General features: G+C 48.0%; 18 protein-coding genes. 4 read left to right on the plus strand and 14 right to left on the minus strand.

Going from position 1 to position 25,148, the window contains the following annotated elements; translation table 11 throughout:
• Positions 1-89: 89 nt before the first annotated feature.
• Complete coding sequence (locus tag ACYVF1_RS29170; RefSeq protein WP_461085684.1) at positions 90-527, minus strand: transposase; 438 nt, start codon at positions 525-527, stop codon at positions 90-92.
• A gap of 130 nt (positions 528-657) precedes the next feature.
• Positions 658-822, minus strand: a complete 165-nt coding sequence (locus ACYVF1_RS29175; protein WP_461085686.1) for a transposase — start codon at positions 820-822, stop codon at positions 658-660.
• Positions 823-1,691: 869 nt separating this feature from the next.
• Here ACYVF1_RS29175 and ACYVF1_RS29180 point away from each other — a divergent pair.
• The 3 genes from ACYVF1_RS29180 to ACYVF1_RS29190 all read left to right on the plus strand — a co-directional run bounded on the left by ACYVF1_RS29180 (position 1,692) and on the right by ACYVF1_RS29190 (position 4,655).
• A complete protein-coding gene (locus ACYVF1_RS29180; RefSeq protein ID WP_461085688.1) occupies positions 1,692-2,747 on the plus strand; it encodes a sensor histidine kinase in 1,056 nt (351 codons plus the stop codon).
• 15 nt (positions 2,748-2,762) lie between these two features.
• Entirely contained in the window at positions 2,763-3,818 is a 1,056-nt protein-coding gene (locus tag ACYVF1_RS29185) for a sensor histidine kinase (protein ID WP_461085690.1), read from the plus strand.
• Between the two features lie 63 nt (positions 3,819-3,881).
• Complete coding sequence (locus ACYVF1_RS29190) at positions 3,882-4,655, plus strand: LytR/AlgR family response regulator transcription factor (protein WP_461085693.1); 774 nt, start codon at positions 3,882-3,884, stop codon at positions 4,653-4,655.
• Positions 4,656-4,784: 129 nt separating this feature from the next.
• Here ACYVF1_RS29190 and ACYVF1_RS29195 read toward each other — a convergent pair whose 3' ends face one another.
• The 5 genes from ACYVF1_RS29195 to ACYVF1_RS29215 all read right to left on the minus strand — a co-directional run bounded on the left by ACYVF1_RS29195 (position 4,785) and on the right by ACYVF1_RS29215 (position 9,660).
• Positions 4,785-5,432: a DAPG hydrolase family protein gene (locus ACYVF1_RS29195; RefSeq protein WP_461085695.1), complete on the minus strand. Its 648-nt coding sequence runs from the start codon at positions 5,430-5,432 to the stop codon at positions 4,785-4,787.
• A gap of 71 nt (positions 5,433-5,503) precedes the next feature.
• Positions 5,504-6,472, minus strand: coding sequence for a c-type cytochrome (locus ACYVF1_RS29200; RefSeq protein WP_461085697.1), 969 nt, complete (start codon positions 6,470-6,472; stop codon positions 5,504-5,506).
• Between the two features lie 51 nt (positions 6,473-6,523).
• Positions 6,524-7,870, minus strand: coding sequence for an NAD(P)/FAD-dependent oxidoreductase (locus ACYVF1_RS29205; RefSeq protein ID WP_461085699.1), 1,347 nt, complete (start codon positions 7,868-7,870; stop codon positions 6,524-6,526).
• A gap of 82 nt (positions 7,871-7,952) precedes the next feature.
• A complete protein-coding gene (locus ACYVF1_RS29210) occupies positions 7,953-9,098 on the minus strand; it encodes an FAD-dependent monooxygenase (RefSeq protein WP_461085701.1) in 1,146 nt (381 codons plus the stop codon).
• Between the two features lie 88 nt (positions 9,099-9,186).
• Positions 9,187-9,660, minus strand: coding sequence for a cupin domain-containing protein (locus tag ACYVF1_RS29215; RefSeq protein WP_461085703.1), 474 nt, complete (start codon positions 9,658-9,660; stop codon positions 9,187-9,189).
• Positions 9,661-9,992: 332 nt separating this feature from the next.
• Between ACYVF1_RS29215 and ACYVF1_RS29220 the strand changes: the two genes are divergently transcribed.
• Positions 9,993-11,087: a Fic family protein gene (locus ACYVF1_RS29220; RefSeq protein ID WP_461085705.1), complete on the plus strand. Its 1,095-nt coding sequence runs from the start codon at positions 9,993-9,995 to the stop codon at positions 11,085-11,087.
• Between the two features lie 208 nt (positions 11,088-11,295).
• On the opposite strand, the gene ACYVF1_RS29225 is transcribed toward ACYVF1_RS29220, so the two are convergent.
• The 7 genes from ACYVF1_RS29225 to ACYVF1_RS29255 form a co-directional block, all read right to left on the minus strand.
• Positions 11,296-14,652, minus strand: coding sequence for a ThuA domain-containing protein (locus ACYVF1_RS29225; protein WP_461085707.1), 3,357 nt, complete (start codon positions 14,650-14,652; stop codon positions 11,296-11,298).
• Positions 14,653-14,701: 49 nt separating this feature from the next.
• Positions 14,702-15,682 (minus strand): sugar phosphate isomerase/epimerase family protein, encoded by a 981-nt coding sequence (locus tag ACYVF1_RS29230; protein ID WP_461085709.1) that lies wholly within the window; start codon positions 15,680-15,682, stop codon positions 14,702-14,704.
• Positions 15,683-16,546 (minus strand): sugar phosphate isomerase/epimerase family protein, encoded by an 864-nt coding sequence (locus ACYVF1_RS29235; RefSeq protein ID WP_461085711.1) that lies wholly within the window; start codon positions 16,544-16,546, stop codon positions 15,683-15,685.
• A gap of 53 nt (positions 16,547-16,599) precedes the next feature.
• Positions 16,600-18,609 carry a RagB/SusD family nutrient uptake outer membrane protein gene (locus tag ACYVF1_RS29240; RefSeq protein WP_461085713.1) on the minus strand — a complete coding sequence of 670 codons (2,010 nt, stop codon included), beginning with the start codon at positions 18,607-18,609 and terminating at the stop codon, positions 16,600-16,602.
• 10 nt (positions 18,610-18,619) lie between these two features.
• On the minus strand, positions 18,620-21,784 hold the full coding sequence (locus ACYVF1_RS29245; RefSeq protein WP_461085715.1) for a SusC/RagA family TonB-linked outer membrane protein: 3,165 nt from the start codon (positions 21,782-21,784) through the stop codon (positions 18,620-18,622).
• Between the two features lie 524 nt (positions 21,785-22,308).
• Positions 22,309-23,343, minus strand: a complete 1,035-nt coding sequence (locus tag ACYVF1_RS29250; protein ID WP_461085717.1) for a helix-turn-helix domain-containing protein — start codon at positions 23,341-23,343, stop codon at positions 22,309-22,311.
• 116 nt (positions 23,344-23,459) lie between these two features.
• Positions 23,460-25,088 (minus strand): serine hydrolase domain-containing protein, encoded by a 1,629-nt coding sequence (locus ACYVF1_RS29255; RefSeq protein ID WP_461085719.1) that lies wholly within the window; start codon positions 25,086-25,088, stop codon positions 23,460-23,462.
• Positions 25,089-25,148: the final 60 nt, after the last annotated feature.

The raw sequence follows: 25,148 nt of genomic DNA on the forward strand, positions 1-25,148 counted from the left end.
GAACAATCTCGATTACAAGCTAATATAAAAAAGTGGATGGGGAAAATGCAAAGTAAGAACGTGTCGGGAAATTATAGTTGGTAATGAGGTCAGATGCGCTGGAGCATCAGTTGAATGTTGGCTAAATACAACCAACTCACAGAAGAAGATAGCGTATACTCATAGTCTTTAACAATGCGACGCAGATAATTACTCCACGCAATGGTCCGCTCGACTACCCAGCGTTTGGCAACCGGTACAAACCCTTGAACTGATTCGGGACGGGAGGCTTTCTCAAAATCAATCGACCAGCCAGCCAATGCTTTGGTAAACACACAATTATACGACTGATCACCATATACTTTTCCTAAGCGTTCTCCGGCTCGCCAAAGCATCTGGCTAATCAGTGAAACAGCTGCTTGACCGTCAGCTCGATTAGCAGAATGGACGGCTGCTAACCAGAGCCGGCCTTGCGTATCAACGACAAGCTGTTGCTTCCGCCCGTTAACTCTTTTATGCGCATCGATACCCTGGTACTCACAGATCATAGGGATCAATTTAACGCTTTGTGTATCAATATATAGCGCGGAAGGATAAGCTTCTTTTTTGACTCGTTTACGCTCTAGTTGATTAAGGGCAACATTGATTCGCTCGAAAGTGACATCCTGCTTCCACTGATCAAAAAAGCACGGGGCCGTCCGTGCGGTAAACGGCCTGCCAATTGGGCCACTCGTCGGGTAAATTACGCCACTGGCAACCAGTCCGTAAGAGCCATAGAATAACGTTGACGATCTGACGAGGGTTTTGTTTACGCTTTCGTTTGAGCCGGATGGCCGGTGCCATTGAAAATAGGCGAAATTGCGGCCCATTGAGGGTCGATCAGTAGCTTCCACTGTTTGGTTATAGCTCTGTAGTTTGGCGACTACAAAGTTGGCACGACTCTCAAGTTCTATCAATTCCTAAACACGTTCTTAATCTCAGAAAACGCTCTTATATGAGACGAGAGCGGCTTCACCCGTTATTTTGTACACAAGTAAATGAGCGTTTGCTTGTGAACAAGATAATCGATTAATAAGGTCGTTACTAATTTGTTACTCCTATCTACTCCATTTAGATTGGAAATCAAGGTCCGTCTTTTTCACTTTCAGACAAAAGAATTGATTTTCTCAATTCGTCCAATTAAAGCCAACTACGAGTAAAGATCGTGAACTACTAATTTGAACGGATTTTCTGAACGCAAAAAGTCCCGTTTCCAGCCCCTTCCCTCCTACCCGGCCACCGTTCAGAAAAACGTCCAATTCGAATCTGGCTCGGAAACGCAAAATTTCAACCACACTCCAACACCAAGCACCAGTTGCGTCTTAGGCCCGCAGCCGTTTCGAACGGTTTGCTGCTTCAGAACTAAGATTGCTTCCCCCACCCTTTTATTTGCCTGTTTGACAGAATAGCCGCTTTGCTTTAGCATACGTTGAAGACAATTTTGAGGAGTCAATTCATGCGTATTTAACCGACAACAGAGAAGAATCAGTCATTCAACTTTTTACTTACTGGATATTTCCAGTAAGGTGTTCCTTTATGTCAACAGCTATCGAGCGCATAAATCCAACGTTATAGTATATTGTGAGTATGGGGTTTGGAAAGGTTTTAAAAGCAACGCAATACTTAAAAACCCTTGATTTAATTAAGCAGACATATAGCCTGTTTTTACGGCAATGAAACAACTAAACGATAAATGGGTGCGCTGGATTGGGTTGCCACTTTGTTTGGTATTAGCTAACTTAATTTATCTCGAAGAATACAACTATAATGTATGGCTCTTTTTTGGATGGGTCGCTTTGGGGTGGATCTATATCCGGATTATCTGGGTCGGTTTAGATCGCTGGCGCATCTGGACCCGCCAACGCTACACAGACATTGCACAAACGCCCAAGCGAGTCAGTGTTTCATTTCTTGGCTATGTTGTCATTACAGGAAGTGCTCAGATCGCGTTCATAGCACTCACCGCCTACACACAAACGGCACCCGTCCCCGTAACGAGTACTGTACTCGCAACTCATCTGGGAATTGGTCTGCTAGCGATTAGTATATTCGGCACAGCCTATGAAGTGTTCTACTTCTTACAAAAGTACCGCCAGGCCGTTGAAGAAGCCGAAGTTGTCCAACTGGAAACGCTGCAAAGCCAGTTTGACCAATTGATGAATCAGGTGAACCCCCACTTTTTGTTTAATTCGCTCAACAGCCTTTCCGCCCTGATCGCTACGGATAAATCAGGTGCCAATGCCTTTTTGGAGGAATTAGCCGCCGTATACCGCTATCTATTGCAGTCGAACCCGATGCAATTAACAAGCCTTCGGTCTGAAGTCGGTTTTTTTGAGTCTTTAGCCCATATTTTACAGGTGCGTTACGGAAACGCCCTTAACCTGCAAATTCAGGTTTCTCCCGAATGGTTTGAGGCTTACCTTCCCCCCTGCAGTTTACATCTTTTAGTGGACAACGCCATTCGTCATAATAGTATTCAGGTCAACCAGCCGTTACGCATTGCCATAACAACCACCAGTTCGTGTCCAGCGTTTAACGGTCAGCCAGCCCTTGTCGTGACCAATACGATTCAACGGAAAGCGTTGCGCGTCGACAATCGACCAGGTGGCTTGCACCAACTGACCGAACGCTTTGCCCTGTTAACGTTACCGGACCCCCAAATTGCCGATGACGGTAACCAGTTTGCGGTTACCCTACCGTTGAGTCCTAAGCCAACCACCCTGTCCTAACGGCTGCCCTTATCTATGATCCGAATCATACAAAATCGGTATACGCAACAGGATACCCGACTGGCGGTCTGGATTCTCTCAGCATACGTTTTGTTCATCAATGGAATGTTGTTTGGGACTGCCTATTTTCAACAAATTGGCCTGTTTGTAGTCGCTACGTTATGTACGGCGGTCATATGGACACCCATTTATTTCCTGCATGGCCTACCCGCCGTTTATTTACGGCAGCGGTTTCCGGCTATTGGCCAAACGTGGCTACGCTTGCTATTGGCATTGTGCATCCACGGACTGATGTCATCCGGTGCCTTTTTATTGTTGTTTTATGGCTATGACTGGGTCGGGTTTCCCTACTACACCTTTTCGGCTACCCGGTTGACGTGGACCCTGGCACTTGGCCTGATTGGCAATGTCATTACCAATGCTATTCACGAAGGGTTTTATACGTTTGAAAAGTGGGTGCAGGCGTTGCAGCGGACCCAGAGGCTGAAAAAGACGCATTTGCAGAGCCGGCTGGATAGCCTCAAACAACAGGTGAACCCTCATTTTTTGTTTAATTCCCTAAATACGCTCTCATCGCTCATCAACAAAGACGGTGAACGGGCCGAACGGTTTGTGGACGAGTTAGCGAGCGTGTATCGGTACCTACTCCAGTCAAACCAAACAACCCTAACCTCGTTACAGAAAGAGCTGTTCTTTATACAATCGTATTATCACTTATTAAAAACCCGCTATGGTAACCGCATTGATTTACGGGTGGCGATTAAACCGGAATACGAGCAGGCTCAACTCCCTCCCCTGACGCTGCAGCTGCTCCTCGAAAACGCGGTGAAGCATAACGTAATGCTGGCGCATCAACCCTTGCGGATCAGCATTCGGATTACCGACGATGGACGTTTGCAAATGACCAATACCCTGCAACGTAAGCCAGGTAAAATTGCCTCGAATGGGGTGGGTTTGGCTAATATTGCTACGAAATACCAGCTACTAGGCCAGGGAAATCTGGACGTTCAGGAAACCGATACGGCGTTCATTGTTACCATTCCGCTCCTTAGAGACGTGCATTCATTTTAGTCCATAAATCAATAATAGACCTTTTTAACCTGAACGAAGGGCAACTAAAACTCCACAATCGCTATGAACGTACTGGTCGTTGAAGATGAAGAACTGGCCGCCGAAAAAATTACGGATTTACTCACACAAGTTGATGCCTCGATCCGAATCGTTGGTTTGACGGCCAGTGTTCAGGCTTCAGTTGAGTGGCTCCAGAACCATGCGGCTCCGGACTTAATTTTGATGGATATCGAACTGGCTGATGGACAAAGTTTTGCCATTTTTGAGCAGGTAAGTGTCGAATCGCCTGTCATCTTCACTACGTCCTACGATGAATACGCCATTCGGGCTTTTAAGGTCAACAGCATCGATTATCTGCTTAAACCGATTAAGCGTCAGGATTTAGAAGCCAGCCTCAACAAGCATAAAAAATTACGTTCGGCAGGAGCAGATCGGGAGGCTAAAGTAGCCATTCGTGAGTTGGCCCAGGAATTACGAGAACAAATACAACACATTGAGTACCGAAAACGCTTCTTAGTGAGGCATCTTTCCCAGTGGATTCCCATCGAAGTAACTGATATTGCTTACTTCTATTCGGAAGATGGCATAAGTTTATTTCGTACGACTAAGGGGCAAAAATACCCAATCGATTACACGCTCGATGAGTTAGAGACGATGGTCGATCCGGCACAGTTTTTCCGGGCTAATCGCCAGTACATCATTCATATCAGCTCCGTAGTAAAGATTCATCAGTATTTCAATTACAAACTAAAGCTAACGTTACATCCAGCCTCCGAAAACGAAGTATTGGTCAGCCGCGAGCGATCCGTGGATTTCAAAAAGTGGATGGGTAAGTAGCAATGGGCATTAGCTAATTAGTCGATTAATAGCTTATAGAGATTCATGTAAACTGCTATTACGTAGCGCATCAACTCGTTAGTGCTACGTCTTTACAGGTATGAATCACCGCTACGGATTGAATTGAAATTAGTTGGCAACCATGGTTTGATGAGCATACAATTCAGGTAAGAAAAACTCAAAGTTGCCGACTTCTTCAATATTGTGCCGTAGCCAGGCCTGCCCCATCGCCTTAGTAAAAATAAACCGATGCATGAAGGGATTGATCAGCCATTGACCTAACCGACTCTCGTGGCCCACCTGCATGCGGGACCGATAAAGTGTCCCCCCTTCAGTTGGGATGAATTGGTGAGCCAGCCGAAACACTTCCCGACCAGCCTCCCGTCGAACTAAAGTGATGCCTTCCTCATCCAGTTTGATGACTTCTTCGATGCTGTCAACAAGCTGGTTTAGGTTCCGGTTAAAGGCTTCTACGATTCGAAAATGAGCGCCTACGCCCGCTCCGCCACCCGGCGCTGGCTTCACTAATGCCCAATGAATATGATCGAGCGGATGCCAGACCAGGTATCGAGGATACGTCTGCCCCTGGTATTCCATAGTACCGCCAATGTTGGTAAACCACCAGGCTAGCATGGCAGGCGTTACGTCCTTAATCAACTCGTGTTCAATGGTCAGTTCAAAACTACCGTAGGGTAAACTAGTAAAATTAGTAACCGCGCTCGAAAGAGATTTCATTGCCCAACCAAAGGGCGGTTTGGGAGGAAGTTGCCAGTTCATAATTGATCGTATAAGTTGTTCGTAAGATTCGTGTAGAAACTGCTACGTTGGCTCAGTTCATCAGTACCAACTCAAAACGTTTTAACAGAATTGTGAACCGGTTTAATGGTGCGCAGGTACGTATAGACCGCGCTCAAATCCGATTCGGTCATGCCCGCATACATCGTCCAGGGCATCAATGACTGAGGTTGGCCGGGTTTAACCAGGTGGGGAACATGTCCACGGGCCGGATCGTAGGCTTTGAACCGGTTGATGAATGCCTGTTTGCTCCACCGGCCAATGCCCGTTTCAAGGTCGGGCGTAATGTTAGCCGATCGGACTTCGCCACCGGCGACCGGAAAAGCCCGGCCACCGGCAAATTCCATTCCGTCCACGGGTTGTCCCCGCTCCTGCTGCGTGTGGCATTCCACACAAGCAGCCGCATTCACCAAATACCTACCGTGCGCCACTACGTCCGTTGTGTCGGGCCGTTTTTGAAAACTTGGCTTCTTCGGAATGGTGTTCAGGATGAAGTTCATTGGAAAATCAGCTTTCGATGGTGGAGTCGTACTGACAATCGGCTTCAGCGTGCGGATATAGGCCACAATGGATTTGATGTCTTCAACATTCATTCGACCGTAAGCGGGGTGGGGCATTACCGGAAAGATGGCTTTTCCGTCCCGATTAACACCGGCGCTGATCGCCCGCACGAGGTCGGTATCGGTCCAGTTTCCGATTCCTGCCGGTGTGATGTTGGGCGCATAAAACGTACCGGGAAAACCCATTTCTGGACTAAAGCGATCACCGCCTTTTCCAAATGTACCTGCGATCGGTGGCCCGGCAAACCGGTTCCAGTCGCGGGTACTGTGACAGTCAATGCAAATAGTCACGTGGTTGGCTAAGTAACGACCCCGTTCTACTTGAGCCACGGTCGCTTGAATCTGAATCAGTGGCATGTCGCCCACGTTGGGCAACGCAAATTTGACGTATAGCAGCAAGGCCGCCAGTCCAATGGCTAGCACGCCTAGGCCAATACCAATCAGGCGTAGTGTCTTTTTCATACCTGTTTTTTAGTTGATTCGTATAAAGTGCAGACGCAATTCTTGAATAGGCTAAGCATCAACAGCTTCCAGTCGTGGCGAGGGTTGTTTCGGAAACTCACCTTGGCGCGTAACCGGGCGAATGATCAGGCGAGTGCCGCCCTGAAAGGTGAAAAAGTGGTATAGCCAGTTGGCCATCACGACCAGCTTATTACGAAAACCAACCACGTAGCAGAAGTGAATAAACAACCAAACGACCCAGACGGGAAAACCTGTTAGTTGCAGCTTACCCGGAAAGTCGCCCACAGCTTTGTTACGTCCGATGATTGCCAGCGAACCATAGTCAAGGTACTTGAACGGCAGGAGCGTTTTCCCCAGTTGTAAACGGCGCAGATTTTTAGCCAGGTGACTGCCCTGTTGCATTGCCGGTTGTGCTACGTTCGGATAGCCGGCAGGATAGTCAGCTGACCGCATCAGCGCTACGTCGCCAATCGCAAAAATATCGGGGTGATTCTCGAGTTGGCTATACGGATTGACTTTATACCGACTGCCTTCCGTAGCAGAGGTTGGTAGCCCCGCCAAGGTTGCGCCCGTTACGCCAGCGGTCCAAATTAGCGTTCGGGTTGGGATTTGTTCTCCATTTTTTAACGTAGCAATCTGTCCATCATACTCGTCTACGAGGGTGTTTAATCGTAGAAGAACGCCCATCTTCTCCAGGTCTTGACGGGTGGTATGGCTGGCGTGGCTTGACATGGTGTGTAACAACCGATCATTCCCTTCCACTAAGTAGATGTGAAACTGCTTGTGATCCATGTCCGGGTAATCCCCAGGCAGTACGTACTGACGCATCTCGGCCAGGGCGCCAGCAACTTCTACACCGGTTGGCCCACCCCCCACAATGACGATATTGAGCAACTGTTGCCGAGTCGATTCGTCAGGAGCCACGCTGGCCTGCTCAAGCACTTGCAGAACCTGACTGCGCAGATTCAAGGCGTCGGGAAGACCTTTCAGTGGAAACGCAAATTGCCTCATTTGTTCATTGCCAAAATAGTTGGCACGTGTTCCTGTCGCGATCACTAAATAATCGTAAGTCAATTCACCGGCGGGTGTCGATATCGTTTTAGCGGTGCTATTTACACTCGTCACCTGGGCTACCCGAAAATAGAAGTCAGTTAATCGCCTGGCGAAGAGCTTACGGAGCGGATAGGCAATGGCATCAGGCTCCAGATCAGCGGTCGCCACCTGGTAGAGCAGGGGCCAGAAGCTGAAGTAGTTCTGTGCACTGAGCATGACTACCTGGTAGTTACTGCCCACAAGCCCTTTTGCGGCATAGATGCCGCCAAAACCACCCCCAACAATGACAACCCGTGGTTTAGTCGTCTGGGGGATATTGAGTGAAGGGGTTACTTGCTGTATCATAATTAAAAGAGGAAGAATTGCGTTGCGCCATACGCCGTGACTGCTACGATCGGATTATCGGGCGTTGACACGGAATACGGAATTAGAAATCAACGTCGTAAACCCGTTTCAGTTGTTGCTCATTCACGCTGGAGGGTAGAAGCCGAAAAACACTGTTACGTAGCCAGGCAAACACTGGGCTTTGGGTTTGGGCAATCTGACCAATTCGTCGGGAGTTATCCGTAATGTAATGGGTCCGTTTCAGGCGCCGTTGCTCAAATCGGTTGAAGGCATCAGGTACTGAGCCGCCCTTTTTCAGTTCATCAGCCAGCACTACGGCGTCCTCAATGGCCTGACAAGCCCCCTGTCCCATGTTTGGGGTGGTAGCATGGGCCGCGTCACCGATCAACACAATGTTGTCAAACGTGTATTGAGACAGCGGTTTCAGGTCGTACACGTCATGCCAAAGCAGCTTCTGGTTGTCAGTCCGGTCTAAAACCTGCGGAATTGGCGCATGATAATCGCCAAAGACACGTAGTAAATCCGAAGTTGTATACTGACGTAGCTGCGGATCATTTGGTTGAGCGTTTATGCAGGCAAACCAGTACAACCGGTTGTTCGTCAGAGGAACCAAACCTATTCGTCCGTTTGGCCCCCAGGTTTCCGTAGCTTCGGATAAATTCAGGTCGGTGTTGTCGATCACGGAACGCCAACAGGTGTAATTCGCGTACCGGGGTTGACTGCCCGGCAGGAGTTGCTGACGGATGGGGGAATGAATCCCATCAGCGACAATCAAGTAGTCCGTTGTCTGCTCGGTTCCGTCATCAAAATGGATGATAACGCGCCCATTATTTTGTACGGTCTGAATCGCCCGCTTACTGGTTACAATGGGTGTATCGCCTAGATGGCTGAGCAGTTCACAATGCAACTCAGCCCGGTGAATGGTAAAATTGTCGATGCCGTATTTCTGGCTGATCGCTTTGCTGTCGGTACGGGTAATGGTACGTCCATGCTGATCCAGAATGACAAACGCGTCCAGCAGTCGCCCGGCGTTGAGGATGGACTCTGCAATTCCCAGTTTTTGAAACGCTTTTACGGCATTAGCGGCCAGACCAAGCCCAGCACCCAACGGTTTAATGATGGGTGCGGCTTCATAAATAGTTGGTTGAATACCAATCTGACGCAAGGCAATGGCTGTCGTCAGTCCGGCGATACCAGCACCGACAATCGTGAATTGGTTGTTGTTCATGTTGGCAAGGGTGAGTGATTAAGGGCTAACTGATGAAATGCTTCGGTAGATGGGGCAACACAATGTGCTACCCCTTTCGCTGCCGCAGCTACACGTACTGGAGCCCGTACTGGGTTGAGGCTTCCATGATCTGGTTTAGCACCGGCGCTGGTGGTGGGCCTACCGGTGCCGGAGGCATCACTTCACCCTGCGCTTCTTCGCTGAGTTCGTAGAAGAACCCCTCGAAATAACCGGGCGTCAGATAGACCAAGGCCTTGGCCGTGGGCGTAACGATTTCAAACGCGTGGGCAATCAGCCGGGGCATAAATACGGTGTCGCCGGTAGTAGCCTCAATTACCCGATCACCAATGGTGAACCGCATAATTCCTTCCTGCACGTAAAACAGCTCGTCTTCGCGCTCGTGGATGTGTTTGGGTGGTTCGCAGCCCTTTCGCAGGGTCATCTGAACAAGAGAAAAGGTTCCGTCCGTTTCGTCCGACGTTACCAAAAATTTCATCAGGTGGCCATTGTGCCAACGTAAAGCGCCTGTTTGAATGCTGAGTTGTACTTGAGAATTTGTCATTGCGTATTCGTTTAATTGAACGATGCAAAGTTGAGCAGCCGCTTCACAAGGGCGGTGTGTAACTCTCATGGAACCATCAAATTGATCTGTGAAGCCAGCAGAATACGCGAGTGAAACGCTACGAATAGCCGTATGCTATGGATAAGCGTTGATAGTTAGTTGGCCCCTGCCCTATTTGCAATTGTTCAGAAAACGGGTTCAGCATACCAATCTGCTTACTAATTATATAACCGGTCTACAAATGAAACGCTCCTTTAGGCTTATAAAGACAATCATGTGCATGAAATGTACATAACGCATCTATCGTGCGCATTTTTCATGTATATTTGTACATGATAGATTTTCAAGCCGAACTTCCCTATAATAGGCTACCCCTCTTACCGCCTGCCCGTGAACTTGTAGAAACCATACCGATCCTGCGCCAGGAAAGCCGGGCGGCTTCGGCGCTGGCTGAATTAAAAGGGTTGAGCCGATTGTTATCCAATCCCGCTATCTTAATCAATGCGCTGGTACTCAAAGAAGCCAAAGCCTCTTCCGAAATCGAAAACATTATTACTACTGATGACAAGCTCTACCGGGCCTTGAGTCTTAAAGGGCAAGATGTTGATACGGCTACCAAAGAAGTACTTCGCTACCGACAAGCCCTCTACACGGGGTATCACTTTATTAAACAGAAAGGATTTTTAAGTACCAATGGCATCCTTCAGATTCAGCAGGAACTGGAGCAAAATCAGGCGGGCATCCGGCGGCTTCCCGGTACTAGCCTACGAAATGATCGGACCAATCAAGTCATTTACACGCCACCTGATGACCCCGCTGTGGTAAATACCTTAATGCACAATTTGGAAGAATACCTTAATCATAGTGAGCTAGAGGACGTTTCGCTGCTCATTAAGCTGGCGGTCCAGCATTATCAGTTTGAGAGCATTCATCCCTTTTACGATGGCAATGGGCGTACTGGACGCATTATCAATGTGCTTTATTTACTCCTTCATGATTTACTAGGTGAACCCATCCTTTACCTAAGCGGCTATATCATTGAGCACAAAGCGGATTATTACCGATTTTTACAAGCGGTGCGTACGGAGCAGAACTGGGAGGATTGGATCCTATTCATCTTACAAGCCGTTGAGGTAACAGCTCGGCAGACGATTGAACAAATTACTCGTATTCAAGGGCTATTTGACCAGACGGTTGAGCAAGTTCGTAGCCAAGCGCCAAAAATATATAGTAAAGAGTTAATCGAGGTGTTATTCGAGTATCCCTATAGTAAAATCGAGTACTTGGTTGATCGCCTACAAATTGACCGTCGGACGGCCTCAAAGTATTTGCGTAGCTTAGAGCAGAAGGGCGTTCTTAGAGCCGAAAAGAAGTGGAAAGAAACGCTGTTTATTAATGTTGCCCTCTTCAATTTGTTACGTCAATAGCCAATTTACCAGCGGAATTTAAGATGTAACCTATATTGGTTTTTTCGCGTACACTAGTTCATTGTTGATCGTTCACAAAAAGTTGATTCTCAGCATTAATTGAACTTTTCAAAATCAGCTGCCAGAACCGTTCAGAAAAACGTCCGATTCAAATCAGGACAGCCCAATTTCAATACCTATCAACTGATCTTCTGTGACATTCGGCCAATTACTTGATGAACTTTATTGCATTTTTTATGGAGTAGGACAGCTTTCTCACGACGAAATAAAGGTCATGTTCGTCTTTAACAGCATTTAGCTTAATGACCTGAACAGCTTCCTGCCCACCGGAAACCGGTTGAGTTTGTCCAATAACAAGTCCGTCGGGGGAGTCGATCCGAACGTCAAGCGTATCCGAACCGGCGCCAATAAATTCAATCTGGCGGATGTCGGTCAGATCGATTTTAGGATAACCTACATAGGAGCCTTTTCCATGCAATAGCTCAATTTCTCCCTTCGGATTGGGAATTTTCACATTCATGGCCCCTTTGCGGAACGGCGCTTGGGAAGGCAGAAGACCCGGTGCTCGTAACACAATAGCGTCTTCACCAGTGGCTGTTGGCAATCCGTTAGCCCCTTTGTCGGTATAGCTCGCATAGAGGATATAAACGCCTTTGGCACTTAACCGCGTTGGTAACTGAATCGTATGCTTGCCTTCAACGGGCAACGATTTTTTGGGCGGTTGCGCCAGATTCAGGATGAAGGCAATCATTCGTTTAGCATCGTCCAGAGGCAATTCCGGATGGGCCGACATCGCTACGGCACCCCAAGTGCCACCACCTCCGCTAATTACTTTTTTGGCCAGCTGTTCCTCGGCGCTAGCGTCGCCTTTGTAACGGTGAGCTATTTGCGTAAATGTAGGACCAATGGATTTTTGATTTATCGAGTGACAATGGTAGCAATCGTTGGCATTGATAATCATCCCACCCTTTAGCGCAAGTCCATTCTGATTCACTGCTGACGTTGCAGTTCGGGGAAATGTAAACCCATCCGTCGCATAATTCATGGTGACGCTTACTTTTTCCGGTGAAATTTGCCCGTCAGCAAGACTACCGTCTTCCGTATCATGCACATTAATGCTGTAGTTGATGTCTTCGTTCGGAAAGAAAAAGGTTTTATTGCCTTTCGTAACCTGCACAGTTACGGTCGGCACATCATTCCCCGCATATAAGCGAACCGATTCGGAGGCTTTACCGCCTTTGCTATCCTGTACGGTAAGTGTTGCGGTATAAATTCCCTGCTTATCAGCCCGAATACTGGGGTTAGGAGTCGTAAATGAGGTAACAGCACCCGATGGAGATACAACTTTCCAGGCGTAAGTGAGCGCGTCATTATCGAAATCGTGAGTTCCCTTCGAGGATAAATTGACGGTGAACGGCACTCGTCCATTGTATCGATCAGTGGTGATAACTGGTACAGGATTTCGATTGCCGGGATTGTACTCATGCCGAATCAATCGGGAGTCGTCGTTTTGGCGGAACCAACCCTTACCATATTCGAGTACATACAAGCTACCATCTGGACCAAATTGCATATCCATTGGACCAGCCAAAGGCATGTTGGGTAGAAACCGTTCCATGGATTTATAATTACCCTTTTCGTCAAGCGATACCACCATAATCCAGTTGCGGAGCCATTCCGTAATAAACCATTTTCCTTCGTAGTAGGCTGGAAATGGATGTTTAGCCTGTTTATAATCAGCTTGTCGATAAAGAGGTCCGCCCATAGCTGAACGGGCACCCCGGCCCATTAAAGGAAATTCAGTAGGTGTTATATTGGAATACCAGATCAGCGCACCTTGCACTGGTGGTAGATTACGCAGCCCCGTATTCAGACGAGACGGATTGATCGGCTTAGCGGGATCGAACGGCTCACCCGTTTTACCGGTGGCAAAATCATACTGATAATACGGTCGGTTATTTCCTCCGAAATAAGGCCAGCCATAATTACCCGGCTTTCGGATTTGGTTGAATTCATCGTACGCCATCGGCCCCCGATTTATGGAATCGACGGACGCATCCGGGCCAACTTCGCCTTCATACAACCATCCCGTTTGCGTATCCATCGAAAGCCGCCAGGGTTGCCGATGGCCCATGCTGTAGATTTCAGGGCGCGTTTTTACGGTTCCTTTCGGAAACAGATTGCCTTTAGGAATGGTATAGGTGCCATTTGGTTCAGGGTGAATACGTAGTATTTTACCCCGCAGATCGGCGGTGTTTGCTGCGGTACGTTGGGCGTTAAAAAGTTCGCGGCCTGGTCGCTCATCAATGGGGGCATATAGTGTAGCGCGGGGGCTGGTATTGTCGCCAACGGTAATAAACAGATCGCCCGTGCCGCGTGGGTCAAACAGCAACCCTCCGCCCGTATGGATACCATCGGCATTTTTATGCGGTATGGCGAGCAGGACCTTTTCGGATTGCAGATTGAGCAACCCGTTTTTAGAAACCGTAAATCGTGAAATGTGGTAATTAGAGACCGAATCTTTGGCCGCTGGTTCGGCATAGAAAGCGTACAAATGGCCAGTACGTTCAAAATCTGGCGAAACGGCGAGGCCCAGCAACCCATCTTCGTAAGCACTTAATACTGGAATCGTACCAATCGGTTTTGTCGTCTTGGTGCTGGCATTATAAAACAGAATCGTTCCCCGGCGCTGGGCAACAAATACGTTGCCATTTTTAGTAATCGCCATCTGAATCGGCTCATCCATTTTAGTGATTAACTCATGGCGGATGAAGCGGTTATCTTCTGGAATGGCTTTCGTATAGTCCAGCGATTTGGAATTCGGCCCTCCCATAACCCACTGTAAACCGCCCGAAATCTGTTTAAGAAAATAAGGCTCCTGCCAATTGGCTTTTGTGTGTCCCCAGGCCGTATAAAACGACCGGCCGCCATCGTATTTACGATACCAGACCATTGGGTGATGAGCGCCCATTTTCCCTCCCGAATACGTTTTTTCATCAACCGTCATCAGTACGTTCAGATCAGGACTGACCGATTCGAAATTGTAAAATTCGTCCGTTCTGGTCAGTGAATCCGGCATGAATGAGGTAGCGTGATGCTTTTTATTCACTACGTTGAATAGCCCTTTCTGAACGGGCGGATGGCTCTCAAAATACGCACCTACCAAGCCCCCAAACCACGACCAATCGCGTTCGGCATCGGCCGTCGCATGAATAGACAATACGCCACCCCCTGCCTGAACGTAGCGTTTTAAACTAATCCGCTGGTCTTCCGTAAAGACGGCTCCAGAAATATTGAGTAGCACAACGGCCTGGTATCGTTTGAGATTCGTTTCGTTGAAGTCCGCTGAATTTTCGGTGGTATCGACAACGAAATGGTGTTCACGCGCCAGGGCAAAGAAGGCTTTCTGGCCTTCTCGGATGGATTCGGTATGGCGATACCCTTCCGTTTTACTGAACACCAGTACTCGCGGCTCCGGATTAAAAGACGTTTTGGGCGTACAAACAAACGAGGCCAGACTGCATACCAGACCGGCCAACAGAACGATACCAACAGATCGTTTCATGATTAAAAAATAGCTACTACTAAATGATACGTGTTTCGCCACAAATGGGCTATGAACCGATAAGCGCCAGAGCTTTTTTCATAGACTCGGCCGTTTTCTGAACCGCAGCCCCGTCGTCCAACTGATTCACTACGTCGTTAAACGGTTCAGCCTGCACAAACCCATCGTAGCCAATGCTGATGAGTGCTTCAAGAAAACCTTTGAGATTAATAACGCCAGTGGCAACAGGTAATTCCCGCTGATAACCCGGCTGATCTTCAAGTGGGGAGATGCCGGGAAGGGCATCGTTCAGATCGCAACCTACTACGTCCTTGTTGGTTAATCCACGGATTGTGTCAAGGGTTTCGCCAGACGTGAACCAATGAGCCGTGTCCAGGTGAATACCTACGTTGGGTTGATTAATGGCGGCAATAAGTTCGCGGGTTTCGGCCAGCGTATGAATGAACGGGAATTTAGCCGCGGCCCAGATCGATTTGGGTCCTACGTATTCCAACCCGAGTCGGATGCCGTAGTTGTTCAGGATGTTGGCGATTTCGCGAAGGCGCTGCTGATGCAATCGAAAATTCTGCAAATAATTCAGCTCGCTGTGGTTCGACATAATCCAGGTCATGGAGCGCGTTACGCCGACGCGTTGCAACGTAGCACATTTGACCGGCAACGTAGCTAAAGCATTTTTGAAAATCTCGTCGCTTTTTCTGAATTCTACGTTCAGCTCACCCATGCCGAAGCTCACTTTTTTCGACTTCATGTCCGCCTGCAAGTCCTGCGTCTGCGCGTCGGATAGTTTGCCGAGCTGTTGCGGTAAGGCCACTACGCTCTCAAAACCGTTCTGCGAAGCGAGGTCAATTAATGTGGACTGATTGGCTTTTACCCCAATCAGACCACCATTGAGTTGCATAGAGAACTTCCTTCCCGGTAACGCCCGGCGTTCTTCGCTATCTGCTGCATAAGACGGCCAGCCGCCGGGAGCCGATAGCGCCAGCGAAGCCAATAGAGATTGCTTTATAAACGACTTTCGGTTCAACTGCATTTATCCTACCAGACTTCCCTCATCAACCATGAGTTTGCCCAGGGTTTTCTTTAAAAATTGAAGACTTCGTTCGGCTTCACTAATCGTCCCGCATTCGACACTTAGGAAGATTTCGCGGTCGATTGGCTCCATAATTTCAATCACTTTGTCCCAGTCAACCACACCTTCGCCACACGCACAGCCAACTGGCGTACCCGTTACGAGCCCTCGTTCAGCTTGTCCCTGAGCTAGGCTAATATCTTTTGCGTGAATATGTCGGACGTTTTGTCGAACTTCCATCAGTCCATCGTAAGGGTCTTCTACACCCGCCAGATACGAGTTGCCCGTATCCCAGTTAACCGCAACCCAGGGCGAATCAACGAGGTGAACGATACGCATTAATCCCTCTACGGTTTTGGTATAAATGCCGTGCGGCTCTACGCAAATATAAACCTTATGCCGGGCCGCCACCTGACTGGCTTTAGTGAGCGTATATTTCATGGTTTGATGCGCAAACGTATCATCCATCCAGTCGGGTTTGACCATCTCGTCGGTGTTGACAAAAGGCGCGTTCAATACGTTGGCAAACAGAATGGCTCTGGTCAGGCGGCTCACGGCGGCTTCGGGTTTCATTAATGGGCTATGACCGCTCAAACTGCTGACTTCAACACCGTATCGATCGCAGATTTCTTTCATCAACAGCGGGTCTTCTTCCATCGAAAAGGAGTGAAAATACTGCACTTCACTCAGTAATTCCCAGCCGGTGTGGACCATCGGCTCAATGTATTGATACCCAATTTCCCGGGCAATTTTCACTCCTTCTTCGAAGCCCTTGTCAGCGCTCCGGCAATACTCCATGTTCAGGCTGATTTTAAATGTCGCCATACTCGACTAGTTAATTAATTGAATCGATGATTTACAATGAGTTAAATGCGATTTTATTGAGGCCCCTGATTGGCGGCTGTTGGCCAGCCGGGGTTCTGATAGATGGGGGATGTATCCAAATTATTGTTCTGAGATGTAATGAGAAAATGCTGATTGGCGATCGGATTCAGGTAATGTGCCATGTGCCACTTGTAGCCATTGTACGCCAGCGATGTCGTTGTTTTTTCGTAAGGACGTAGATAGAGACTGAGTGAAGGGCTGGATACCGTGCTTTTATCCCCAACACCATACGTGAGCGTATTGATTGCGTACAGGTTTTTCATCGGTCCCCACAGCTTAAAGCCTTCGATATGGTAAGGCGTCGTAATCATCTGATCCATAGCCCGCCACCGGCGCAAATCCATGTACCGGAATCCTTCGGCCATTAACTCATTCCGTCGCTCTCGCCGAACATTATACAGCAGTGTACTAACCATCCCTCCGCCAGAGTAAACACCCCAATCGTTCTGCGCTTCTTTGCTCAGATCAGTGGCCGCAATGGTTTTCTGGTAATCCTTATCGACACCTGCCCGCTCCCGGATTTGCTGCCAGTACAGAATGGCTGTTCCATCCAGGTTACCGGTTTTTTCGACCACAGCTTCCATGTAATTGAGATAAGCTTCAGTGGCTCTGAAAACGATGCTACCTGTAAATCCGCCGTAATACGTTTGTACATGATTGGCATCGTAGTTAATGCCTTTACGTATCGAGTAACCCGTCGAATAATTATTTTCAAACGAAACCTCCAGAATTCGGGGAGCTGGTTCGATGGGGTACGGAATGGGATTGGCCGCCGTAATCAGTACGTTCTTCTGGCCGGGTTCTTTCAGGAATAACCACAAACGCCCATCCCGATCTTTCCGAACCGATTGAAGATCATCATCACCCGCGTAGCCGGAACCAGTGGCATAAATCGGTAGGCCGTTTTTCATCAGGAAGCCATCGACCATGCCTCTGGTTAATCCGCTGGCGTAATTGCCTCCGCCCGCATACAATACTACGTTATGACCGATGTTGAGCCCTTTGTCGTATTTCCGCCAAAGCAACACTTCACTGTATGATTTCAGATCGACACTGCCGAACATCGCGAAGTAGGGATTTGCCTGAGTAGCCGTAGCAAACGCATCGTAAGTCGTCTGACTTTGCGAAGTCATATTGTTGGCTACTAATGGTGTAGCGTCGGCAACCGCTTTGGACGAAGCCATTGCCTGCGTCAGGAAGTAATCAATTTCACCGTCGATGCCTCCGGCCGGAAATGTGTAGGCTTTATTGTAATCTTTTTGTTCACCCGGCCAGCCAGGACCTTTGGGGACGAAGGCCGTATTTTTGAAATACTTTAGCCAGGTTCCTTCGTACAGCGCCACCCGCGACTTAAAAATCTGCGCACAGGCTTTCGATAACCGGTTTCTATTCCCATCCGGCGAATTGGCCTGCATGTAATAAAAGGCCGAGTCCAGATCGGAGAGAATAAATCGGGCTACTTCATTCTGGGGAGACCGTTTACTGGCGGCAGTCAGCACTTCTTTTTCATCAGGCAGCGTCGTTTTGACAATCGGGAAATCGCCCAGACTCATCAGCTTGGTGAAATAATTGTAGGCCCTGAGAAAATACATTTCGCCGATGTAATGCTGAATCATGGCCGGATTGCCTGTTATAGCACCCGCTTTGAACCGGGGCAATACGGTTTGCAAAAAGTAATTACACTGGTAAATATTCGTAAACGACCAATCGCCAGCGGTGGCGGGTACGCGCCATTGCCCCGGCACAAAACGTTCAGTATGTGCCATATAAGCCATGTTATCCGTATTGACATCATTACCAAACGTACCAAAACCGCTTTGCGGATGCGTAGGCAAAATGCTATACTGAGCAATGGCGTAGGCACTTAACTGTGATTCGTCGACCAGATAATTATCGGGGGTGATATTAGACAGTGGCTGCCGGTCGAGAAAATCTGGCTTGCAGGCGTTCAGCAGGGCCAGTGCAAGCAAACAGACAATAGGAATGAGTTTATGTGTGTTCATGGTAACTGGCTTAAAACGTGATGCTTGTACCAAACGAAAGCCGCTTGAAGAGTGGATAAATAGCGCCTTGGTATCCTCCGTCAATCGTTTCCGGATCGAATACTTTCGACATTCGGGTGATGGTTAGCACATTTTCGGCTGACATGTACACGCGCAGGTTCTGGATTTTGGCCTTCTGGATTAACTTCTGAGGCAGCGTGTAGCCCAACTGAACATTTTTCAATCGGATGTAGGAAGCATCCTGAAGGAAGCGAGTTTGCGAAAGCTGATTTTTGGTCGTGCTGAACAGCGGACGTGGATAGTAAGAATCGAGGTTCAGCCCAAGTGGACTGCTGGCATCATCACGAAAGTAATCCATGTGCTGTACATACGCCGTTGACCACCAGACTTGTCCTGATGCACCAAAGAACGGGCTACCACCCCGGTAGAAATCGCGCTGGGCAACACCCTGAAAAAATCCTCTGAGATCAAATCCTTTAAAATTCAGCCCCAAGTCAATCCCGAATGAATAACGTGGAGTCGTATTCCCAATCACGATCAGGTCACCATGATTGTCTGTGGTGTTGGAGCCCTGGTCAATTTTGCCATCGCCGTTGACATCCCGATACATGATATCACCCGCTTTCCAGTTATTGCCGAGCGCATTTTGTCCACCCTTAGGCAGAGACGCCAAATGCCGATCCATGTCTTCCTGCGATTTGGCAATGCCCACGGTTTCATAGCCCCAGATATCGCCAACGGTTGTGCCCGACCGATACGTAGCGAGGCTTCCCGTTGGATTTGGGTAGTTGATAATTTCCGTTTTCGAGTCCGATAAAACTAGGTGGACAGAATAGCCCAGGTTATTTTTTAATTGGTCTTGCCATTTCAGGTCAAACTCGAAGCCGTAAGTTTTCAGATCCGTATTGTTCGAGGGCGGAACGGCAGTACCCAGAATGGCAGGTAATTCAACCGCTGGCCCAACCATGTCATTGGTAAAGCGGGTGAAATAGTCGAAACTGGCGCTTAATCGATTGCGAAGAAAACTGGCATCTACCCCCAAATTCCAGGTTCTGATACGTTCCCATGTTAGCGACGAACTAATCAAGGCTGGCGCCGATGCTGTGTTGGGTTGCACACCTCCAACCAGCCAGGTTCCATTGGCGGTACCAATTGGCATGGTCGAATACGTTGGATACCAATTAGTCGTGTTCTGATTACCGAGTTCACCGTAAGAAGCCCTGAACTTCAGGTTACTGACGTAAGGATTTATATTATCCCAAAACGCTTCGCGTGCTACGTTCCAGCCAACGGACGCCGACGGGAAGTACCGCCACTGTTTATCGCCCTGAAAGCGTGACGTACCATCGTATCGCAGATTCATTTCCAGCAGATAGCGGGCTTTGTAGTCGTAATTGAATCGGCCGAAATAACCAGCCGTTGCCCAGTCCGCATACGATCCGGCTACGATGGGCGGTGTGGCAGCGCCATTTTGATCGATACCAGACGTAGTGGCAAGCGTTGGTAGGTTCGCTACAATAATTCCCTGACGACTGGCTGATAGATTGCGGGTTTTATTGATTTCCGACTGGAAACCCGCCATCAATTTAAAATTGTGATCGCCAAACGATCGGGCGTATTCTGAATAGATATTGGGGCTGAAATAATTGGTCCGGTACGCATCCTCCTGTACGGATGAGGCTCCATCCATCAGAATAGGATCTCCCGCAATTGCATAACCATACAGTTTCTGATTGTCCTGATGCCGGAAATAATCGTTGATGCGATAGTTTAGATTTCCGTAGATGTTCCAGCCGGGAAGTGGTTCGAGGGTAAGTTTAAGCTGGTGATACATCCAGTCATTCTGGGTAGTCATTCGGCCGCCGTTGATGAGCGCATTTCCCTGGCTATCCTTAGTGACGCTGTAGATACGTCCGTTATCATCGTAAAGCGGAACAATCGGCCACGACATCCAGCCCGTGAAGTACTGGTTCATGGTAAATTCGGCATACCGACTCGACGAGGTCAGAGCGCTGGGTTTTTCAAAATCCTCACGAATAAACCGGCCACTATAATCGATGGATGCCCAATTCGAGAGTTTATTGCTGATTTTTACCGTAGACGCAAACCGTTTGAAATTATCCCGGGTGATACTTAACAGGCCATTTTCGTTGCGGAAATCGCCGGAGATATAATACATAGTACGTCCGTTGCCGCCACTCACACTTACCGCGTGTTCCTGCGTGGGTGCATTGTTTCCGTAGATCGCATCGTACATGTTAAAATTGGCGTTCCCGTAGGTGTTGGCCGTGGCCCAAAGTTTAGGATTAGCGGGATCGGGAATGTTGGTCGTCGTGATTTTTCCGGCCTGATAATCCAGGATGCGCTGCACAATCGAGGGGTTCAGGAAATCTCCACTTCCGCTGTTCCGATAGCCATCGTTGAAGAGTAAGGCAAACTGGTAGGAATTGGCCATTTGAGGCAGCGAAACCGGGCGACTCCAGCTAAAATTGTTATTGTAATTGACCTGTACCCGGTCGTTTTTTCCTTTCTTCGTCGTGATTAAAATCACGCCAAACGGCGCCCGTGAACCGTAAATAGAGGAAGAGGCAGCATCTTTCAGTACGGAAATATTCTCAATATCCTGCGGGTTAATGGCGTTGATATCTGCCTCCATCCCATCCACCAATACCAGTGGTGAACCGGCAGAGCCCTGCCCGATTGTCGCAATACCCCGAATGTTAATGGTGGGACGACTGTCGAGGCTACCACCTAAAGAACCGCTCTGGGTAATGTTTAGCCCTCCAGCTACCCCCTGCAAGGCCTGCGCTACGTTAGAAACCGGTCTGGATTCCAGTACTTTCGAATCGATGGTGGTCACCGCGCCTGTTACCTTGGCTTTCGCCTGTGTTCCATACCCAACCACGACCACCTCGTTCAGGACCGCACTATTTTCCTTTAATACTACGTTCAGCACATCACTGCTTCCCACTTTGATCGTTTGGGGCACGTACCCGATATGACTAAAGGTTAAAGAACCATCAACTGGTACACCCGAAATGGTATATTCACCTTTTTCGTTGGTATAAACGCCGATTTTCTTCTCTGTTATGATGACGTTTACAGCGGCTAACGCTTTACCACTCTCATCAGAAACCGTTCCTCGAATCGTTCTGTCAACCAGGGGATTATCCAATGATGTAGCTGATAAGTAGAAAGACGAACTAACAGCATACGTACCTGACGATACTACCGAAAAGAGGGCAGCCAGTAAAAAAAAGGTTGCTCGTTGCCTGCTAAGGGCATTGTATAAAGTAAGGGATAAGGTATGCCCTTTGGGCCTTTGATACCCAGTTAGTAGTTGTAAGATCATATCAGGAATAGGAAAAATGGACTACGTACAAACTTTAGCGATCAAACTGAATGCGCTAGAAAGTCCTGATTAACAGTTCTTTTAAACAAAAATATGTATAAAATATATTGAAATTGTTCAAGATTGAACAGTGAAGGAATTTGAACAAGCCTGACTGGAAAGCACTAAAAAATGGATGGAAACCGGTAGAATTCAGGCTAATCAACTATAAAATACCCTGACTGGTGTAACTGAGTAGACCAGAAAGAAGAAAACCTGCAAACGTTTTAAGAAAACGTCAGGCTACTATAAATAATGAGGTTCCTGAGTCGATATTACCTTCCTGAAACCCATTATACCGATTAAAATTAATCAGCAAGTTGATTGACAATGAGCTGTTTGCTGTGCTTACCACGATATTCGGCGGGGGAGCAACCGAATTGTTTGCGGAATAACGTAGAGAAATACTGACTACTCGAGAAACCATGTTCGTAGCCAATCAGCGAAACCTGCGTGCGTGTATCCTGAACCAGATGCTGGGCCGCTGCTTTCAACCGGACAAAATTAAGGTAGTGCATGGGCGTCATGTTGGTCGCTAATTTGAAATAGTGTACAAAACGAGTAGTGCCTAGTCCGCAATGGTCGGCCATTGATTCCAGCGTCCAGACGTTGTCGTAAGATTCTTCCAGATGATTAAGGAACAATTCAATGGTACGTGTACTGTCGGTCAGGCTTTTATCCAGCTTAACACTCCCGTTTCGAAAGGATTGCAGCAACTGCATGAGCAACTCATTGATGTAAATGATGAGCCAGGATTCTTTGGAAAAGCTGTGATCGCCCTGAATCAGTTCGCCAATTTTGGTAAAGCATTTTCGAACATCCTGATTTACTTTCATGATTGGCTGTTCATTCTGACGTAGCATCTTCGTCAGGTCATCCAGGTCAGGTTTAGTCAGCATAACCCACGATGGCCACGTCCATTCCTGGTGCGGTTGACGCACATCAACGTCCAGAATAATCCAGTAAAATTTACCAATACCGATGTTTGGGTTGCCAAGTTTATGCGGTTGCCAGGGACGCGTTACGGTTAATTCATTCGGCATAATCGTGTATTCTTTTTCACCAACCGAAAACGGCATGGTACCCGTTTCCAGAAAGGTTAGCTCGATGCCTTCATTTCGATGCCAGGGAAGCCCCCAACTCTGCTGAAGATGGGTATTCCAGAAACCAACGCTATTCACGCCAGGCAATACTCCTGTCGGCATCCCTTTACCCGGATAACCCAGTCGTGCCCAAGCTTCTAACTGAATTTCACCCGCTTGATGCGCTGCTATTAATGGCAGACATTTATCAGGGCGATAAATTCGTCCCGACTCTTTATAAACAGGCCTTACTAGATGCATCTCCAAGTAATTTTAGACAATCGGCAAGTCAACTGTAGACACGACCGGGGTGAACACCCTGCGCCCGAAATCTACAAAAAGCCATAATAATAGTAAAAATAATAGCATGCCTATCATTAAGTGGAGAAAGTACCTGTCAGCGTCGGACGGGAATCTTTGTACTGCTTTAAAATTCGGGTAATGCTGTTGCCGTAGGTTACCGTCAACGTAGTGTCATCAAACTGGCAGGTAACTATATCGTAGTGAGCAGATTCGTAAAATCGCCACGTCATCACGTAGGTCTTTTCATTCGTCCAAGTACCGCTGGCGGCTACTTTCCAGGTCGTTCGGGGCCGGGGAATACCAGCGCCAAGTAAATTAGTCGGGCTATTTGGCATGTTTGTTTCGCCAAGAATCCAATCATTTACCCCGCACGTAATCGAATGTTCGCCTTTGTCGTCACATAGAATAAATTGGGTATTGTTTTTATCAAACCGGAACGTAACGCTTTCTACCTGAGACATATTCGATTGAATAGCGTATGTTTTTCTGGAAATAGTGGCTTCAACGGGTGAGTGCGGTTGACTGACAGGAGGAAGTAATTTTAGGGAAGCCAGTTTCGTCTGCAACTCGCTTTGGCCGGAAGGATTAGCCGGTAAACTGTCATCTTTCATGGCGGGCAGCAGAATTCCCCACACCAGATCCATAACCCGTTTAGTACTAATACCTTCGGCATTGATGGCAACTACGGCATCCTGTTTTGGCATGACGATACTGTACTGACAAAAAGCGCCCTCGGCCCGATACGCCCCCTGCGCTACTGGCCGACTAAGCCAGAACTGATAGCCGTACCCCTGTTTGATATCGTCCTCTTCTTTTTTAGTAGGTGTTCCCGTTTCGTCGTTGGCAATCTTGAACGAAGTAGCTTCGTCAATCCATTTTTCGGAGAGAATGCGCTTACCCTTCCAGACGCCTTTCTGCAAATACAACAGACCGAATTTGGCAATGTCTTCTGTTTTCAACCGTAATCCAGCGCCACCGAAACTGATACCCTGCGGATCGCTGTCCCATTCGACACCCGTAATGCCAAGTGGCTTAAACAGGCGAGATTGCAGGTACGTAAGCAAATTCTGACCGGTTACTTTTTGTACGATAGCTGATAGCATATACGTAGCACCGGTATTATAGGTGAAATGTGTGCCGGGTGGATATTTTAGCGGCAAGGATAAAAACGTTTTAGCCCAACTGCCATTTTTGGTATTCAGTATGGGCGTTAACGTATCGGTCGCGTGTCCACTGGCCATAATGAGCAAATCACGCACTCGCATGGCTGCCAGATTTTCGTCGACTTCCGCAGGCAGATCGTTCGGGAAAAACGAAATCACTTTATCCTCGATGGCTAGCTTACCTTCCTGAACAGCAAATCCAACGGCAGTAGACGTAACGTTCTTGCTCAGGGAATACAAATCATGACTAATATCCGGCCGGTAGGGATTCCACCAGCCTTCGGCTACTACGTGCCCATGCCGAATAACCATAAAACTATGTAATCCCGCTTTCTGGGTTTCGGCCTCATTGACAAATCGTAAAAGTTCAGCTGAGGAAACACCCTGCGCTTCGGGCGTGCTACGTGGTAAAGCATTACGTTCTCGTGCGGCAGCCAGAAGGTCGTTCGGATAGCTTGTCAGAACGCTTGTACCGATTACGCAAAAACCCAACTGCTTTAGAAATTCCCGACGATCTGGACTTGACTGCGCTTGACTCATGGCCTTAGTTCGATACGAAAGAGGTTTTAAATTCTTGTTTACGTAATAAAGCAACAAGGT

Source organism: Spirosoma flavus (assembly GCF_054778555.1).

Excerpts from the sequence above, each read along its gene's own strand:
- ACYVF1_RS29170 (WP_461085684.1), bottom strand. The coding sequence starts at position 527 with ATGATCTGTGAGTACCAGGGTATCGATGCGCATAAAAGAGTTAACGGG.
- ACYVF1_RS29175 (WP_461085686.1), bottom strand. The coding sequence starts at position 822 with ATGGCACCGGCCATCCGGCTCAAACGAAAGCGTAAACAAAACCCTCGT.
- ACYVF1_RS29180 (WP_461085688.1), top strand. The coding sequence starts at position 1,692 with ATGAAACAACTAAACGATAAATGGGTGCGCTGGATTGGGTTGCCACTT.
- ACYVF1_RS29185 (WP_461085690.1), top strand. The coding sequence starts at position 2,763 with ATGATCCGAATCATACAAAATCGGTATACGCAACAGGATACCCGACTG.
- ACYVF1_RS29190 (WP_461085693.1), top strand. The coding sequence starts at position 3,882 with ATGAACGTACTGGTCGTTGAAGATGAAGAACTGGCCGCCGAAAAAATT.
- ACYVF1_RS29195 (WP_461085695.1), bottom strand. The coding sequence starts at position 5,432 with ATGAACTGGCAACTTCCTCCCAAACCGCCCTTTGGTTGGGCAATGAAA.
- ACYVF1_RS29200 (WP_461085697.1), bottom strand. The coding sequence starts at position 6,472 with ATGAAAAAGACACTACGCCTGATTGGTATTGGCCTAGGCGTGCTAGCC.
- ACYVF1_RS29205 (WP_461085699.1), bottom strand. The coding sequence starts at position 7,870 with ATGATACAGCAAGTAACCCCTTCACTCAATATCCCCCAGACGACTAAA.
- ACYVF1_RS29210 (WP_461085701.1), bottom strand. The coding sequence starts at position 9,098 with ATGAACAACAACCAATTCACGATTGTCGGTGCTGGTATCGCCGGACTG.
- ACYVF1_RS29215 (WP_461085703.1), bottom strand. The coding sequence starts at position 9,660 with ATGACAAATTCTCAAGTACAACTCAGCATTCAAACAGGCGCTTTACGT.
- ACYVF1_RS29220 (WP_461085705.1), top strand. The coding sequence starts at position 9,993 with ATGATAGATTTTCAAGCCGAACTTCCCTATAATAGGCTACCCCTCTTA.
- ACYVF1_RS29225 (WP_461085707.1), bottom strand. The coding sequence starts at position 14,652 with ATGAAACGATCTGTTGGTATCGTTCTGTTGGCCGGTCTGGTATGCAGT.
- ACYVF1_RS29230 (WP_461085709.1), bottom strand. The coding sequence starts at position 15,682 with ATGCAGTTGAACCGAAAGTCGTTTATAAAGCAATCTCTATTGGCTTCG.
- ACYVF1_RS29235 (WP_461085711.1), bottom strand. The coding sequence starts at position 16,546 with ATGGCGACATTTAAAATCAGCCTGAACATGGAGTATTGCCGGAGCGCT.
- ACYVF1_RS29240 (WP_461085713.1), bottom strand. The coding sequence starts at position 18,609 with ATGAACACACATAAACTCATTCCTATTGTCTGTTTGCTTGCACTGGCC.
- ACYVF1_RS29250 (WP_461085717.1), bottom strand. The coding sequence starts at position 23,343 with ATGCATCTAGTAAGGCCTGTTTATAAAGAGTCGGGACGAATTTATCGC.
- ACYVF1_RS29255 (WP_461085719.1), bottom strand. The coding sequence starts at position 25,088 with ATGAGTCAAGCGCAGTCAAGTCCAGATCGTCGGGAATTTCTAAAGCAG.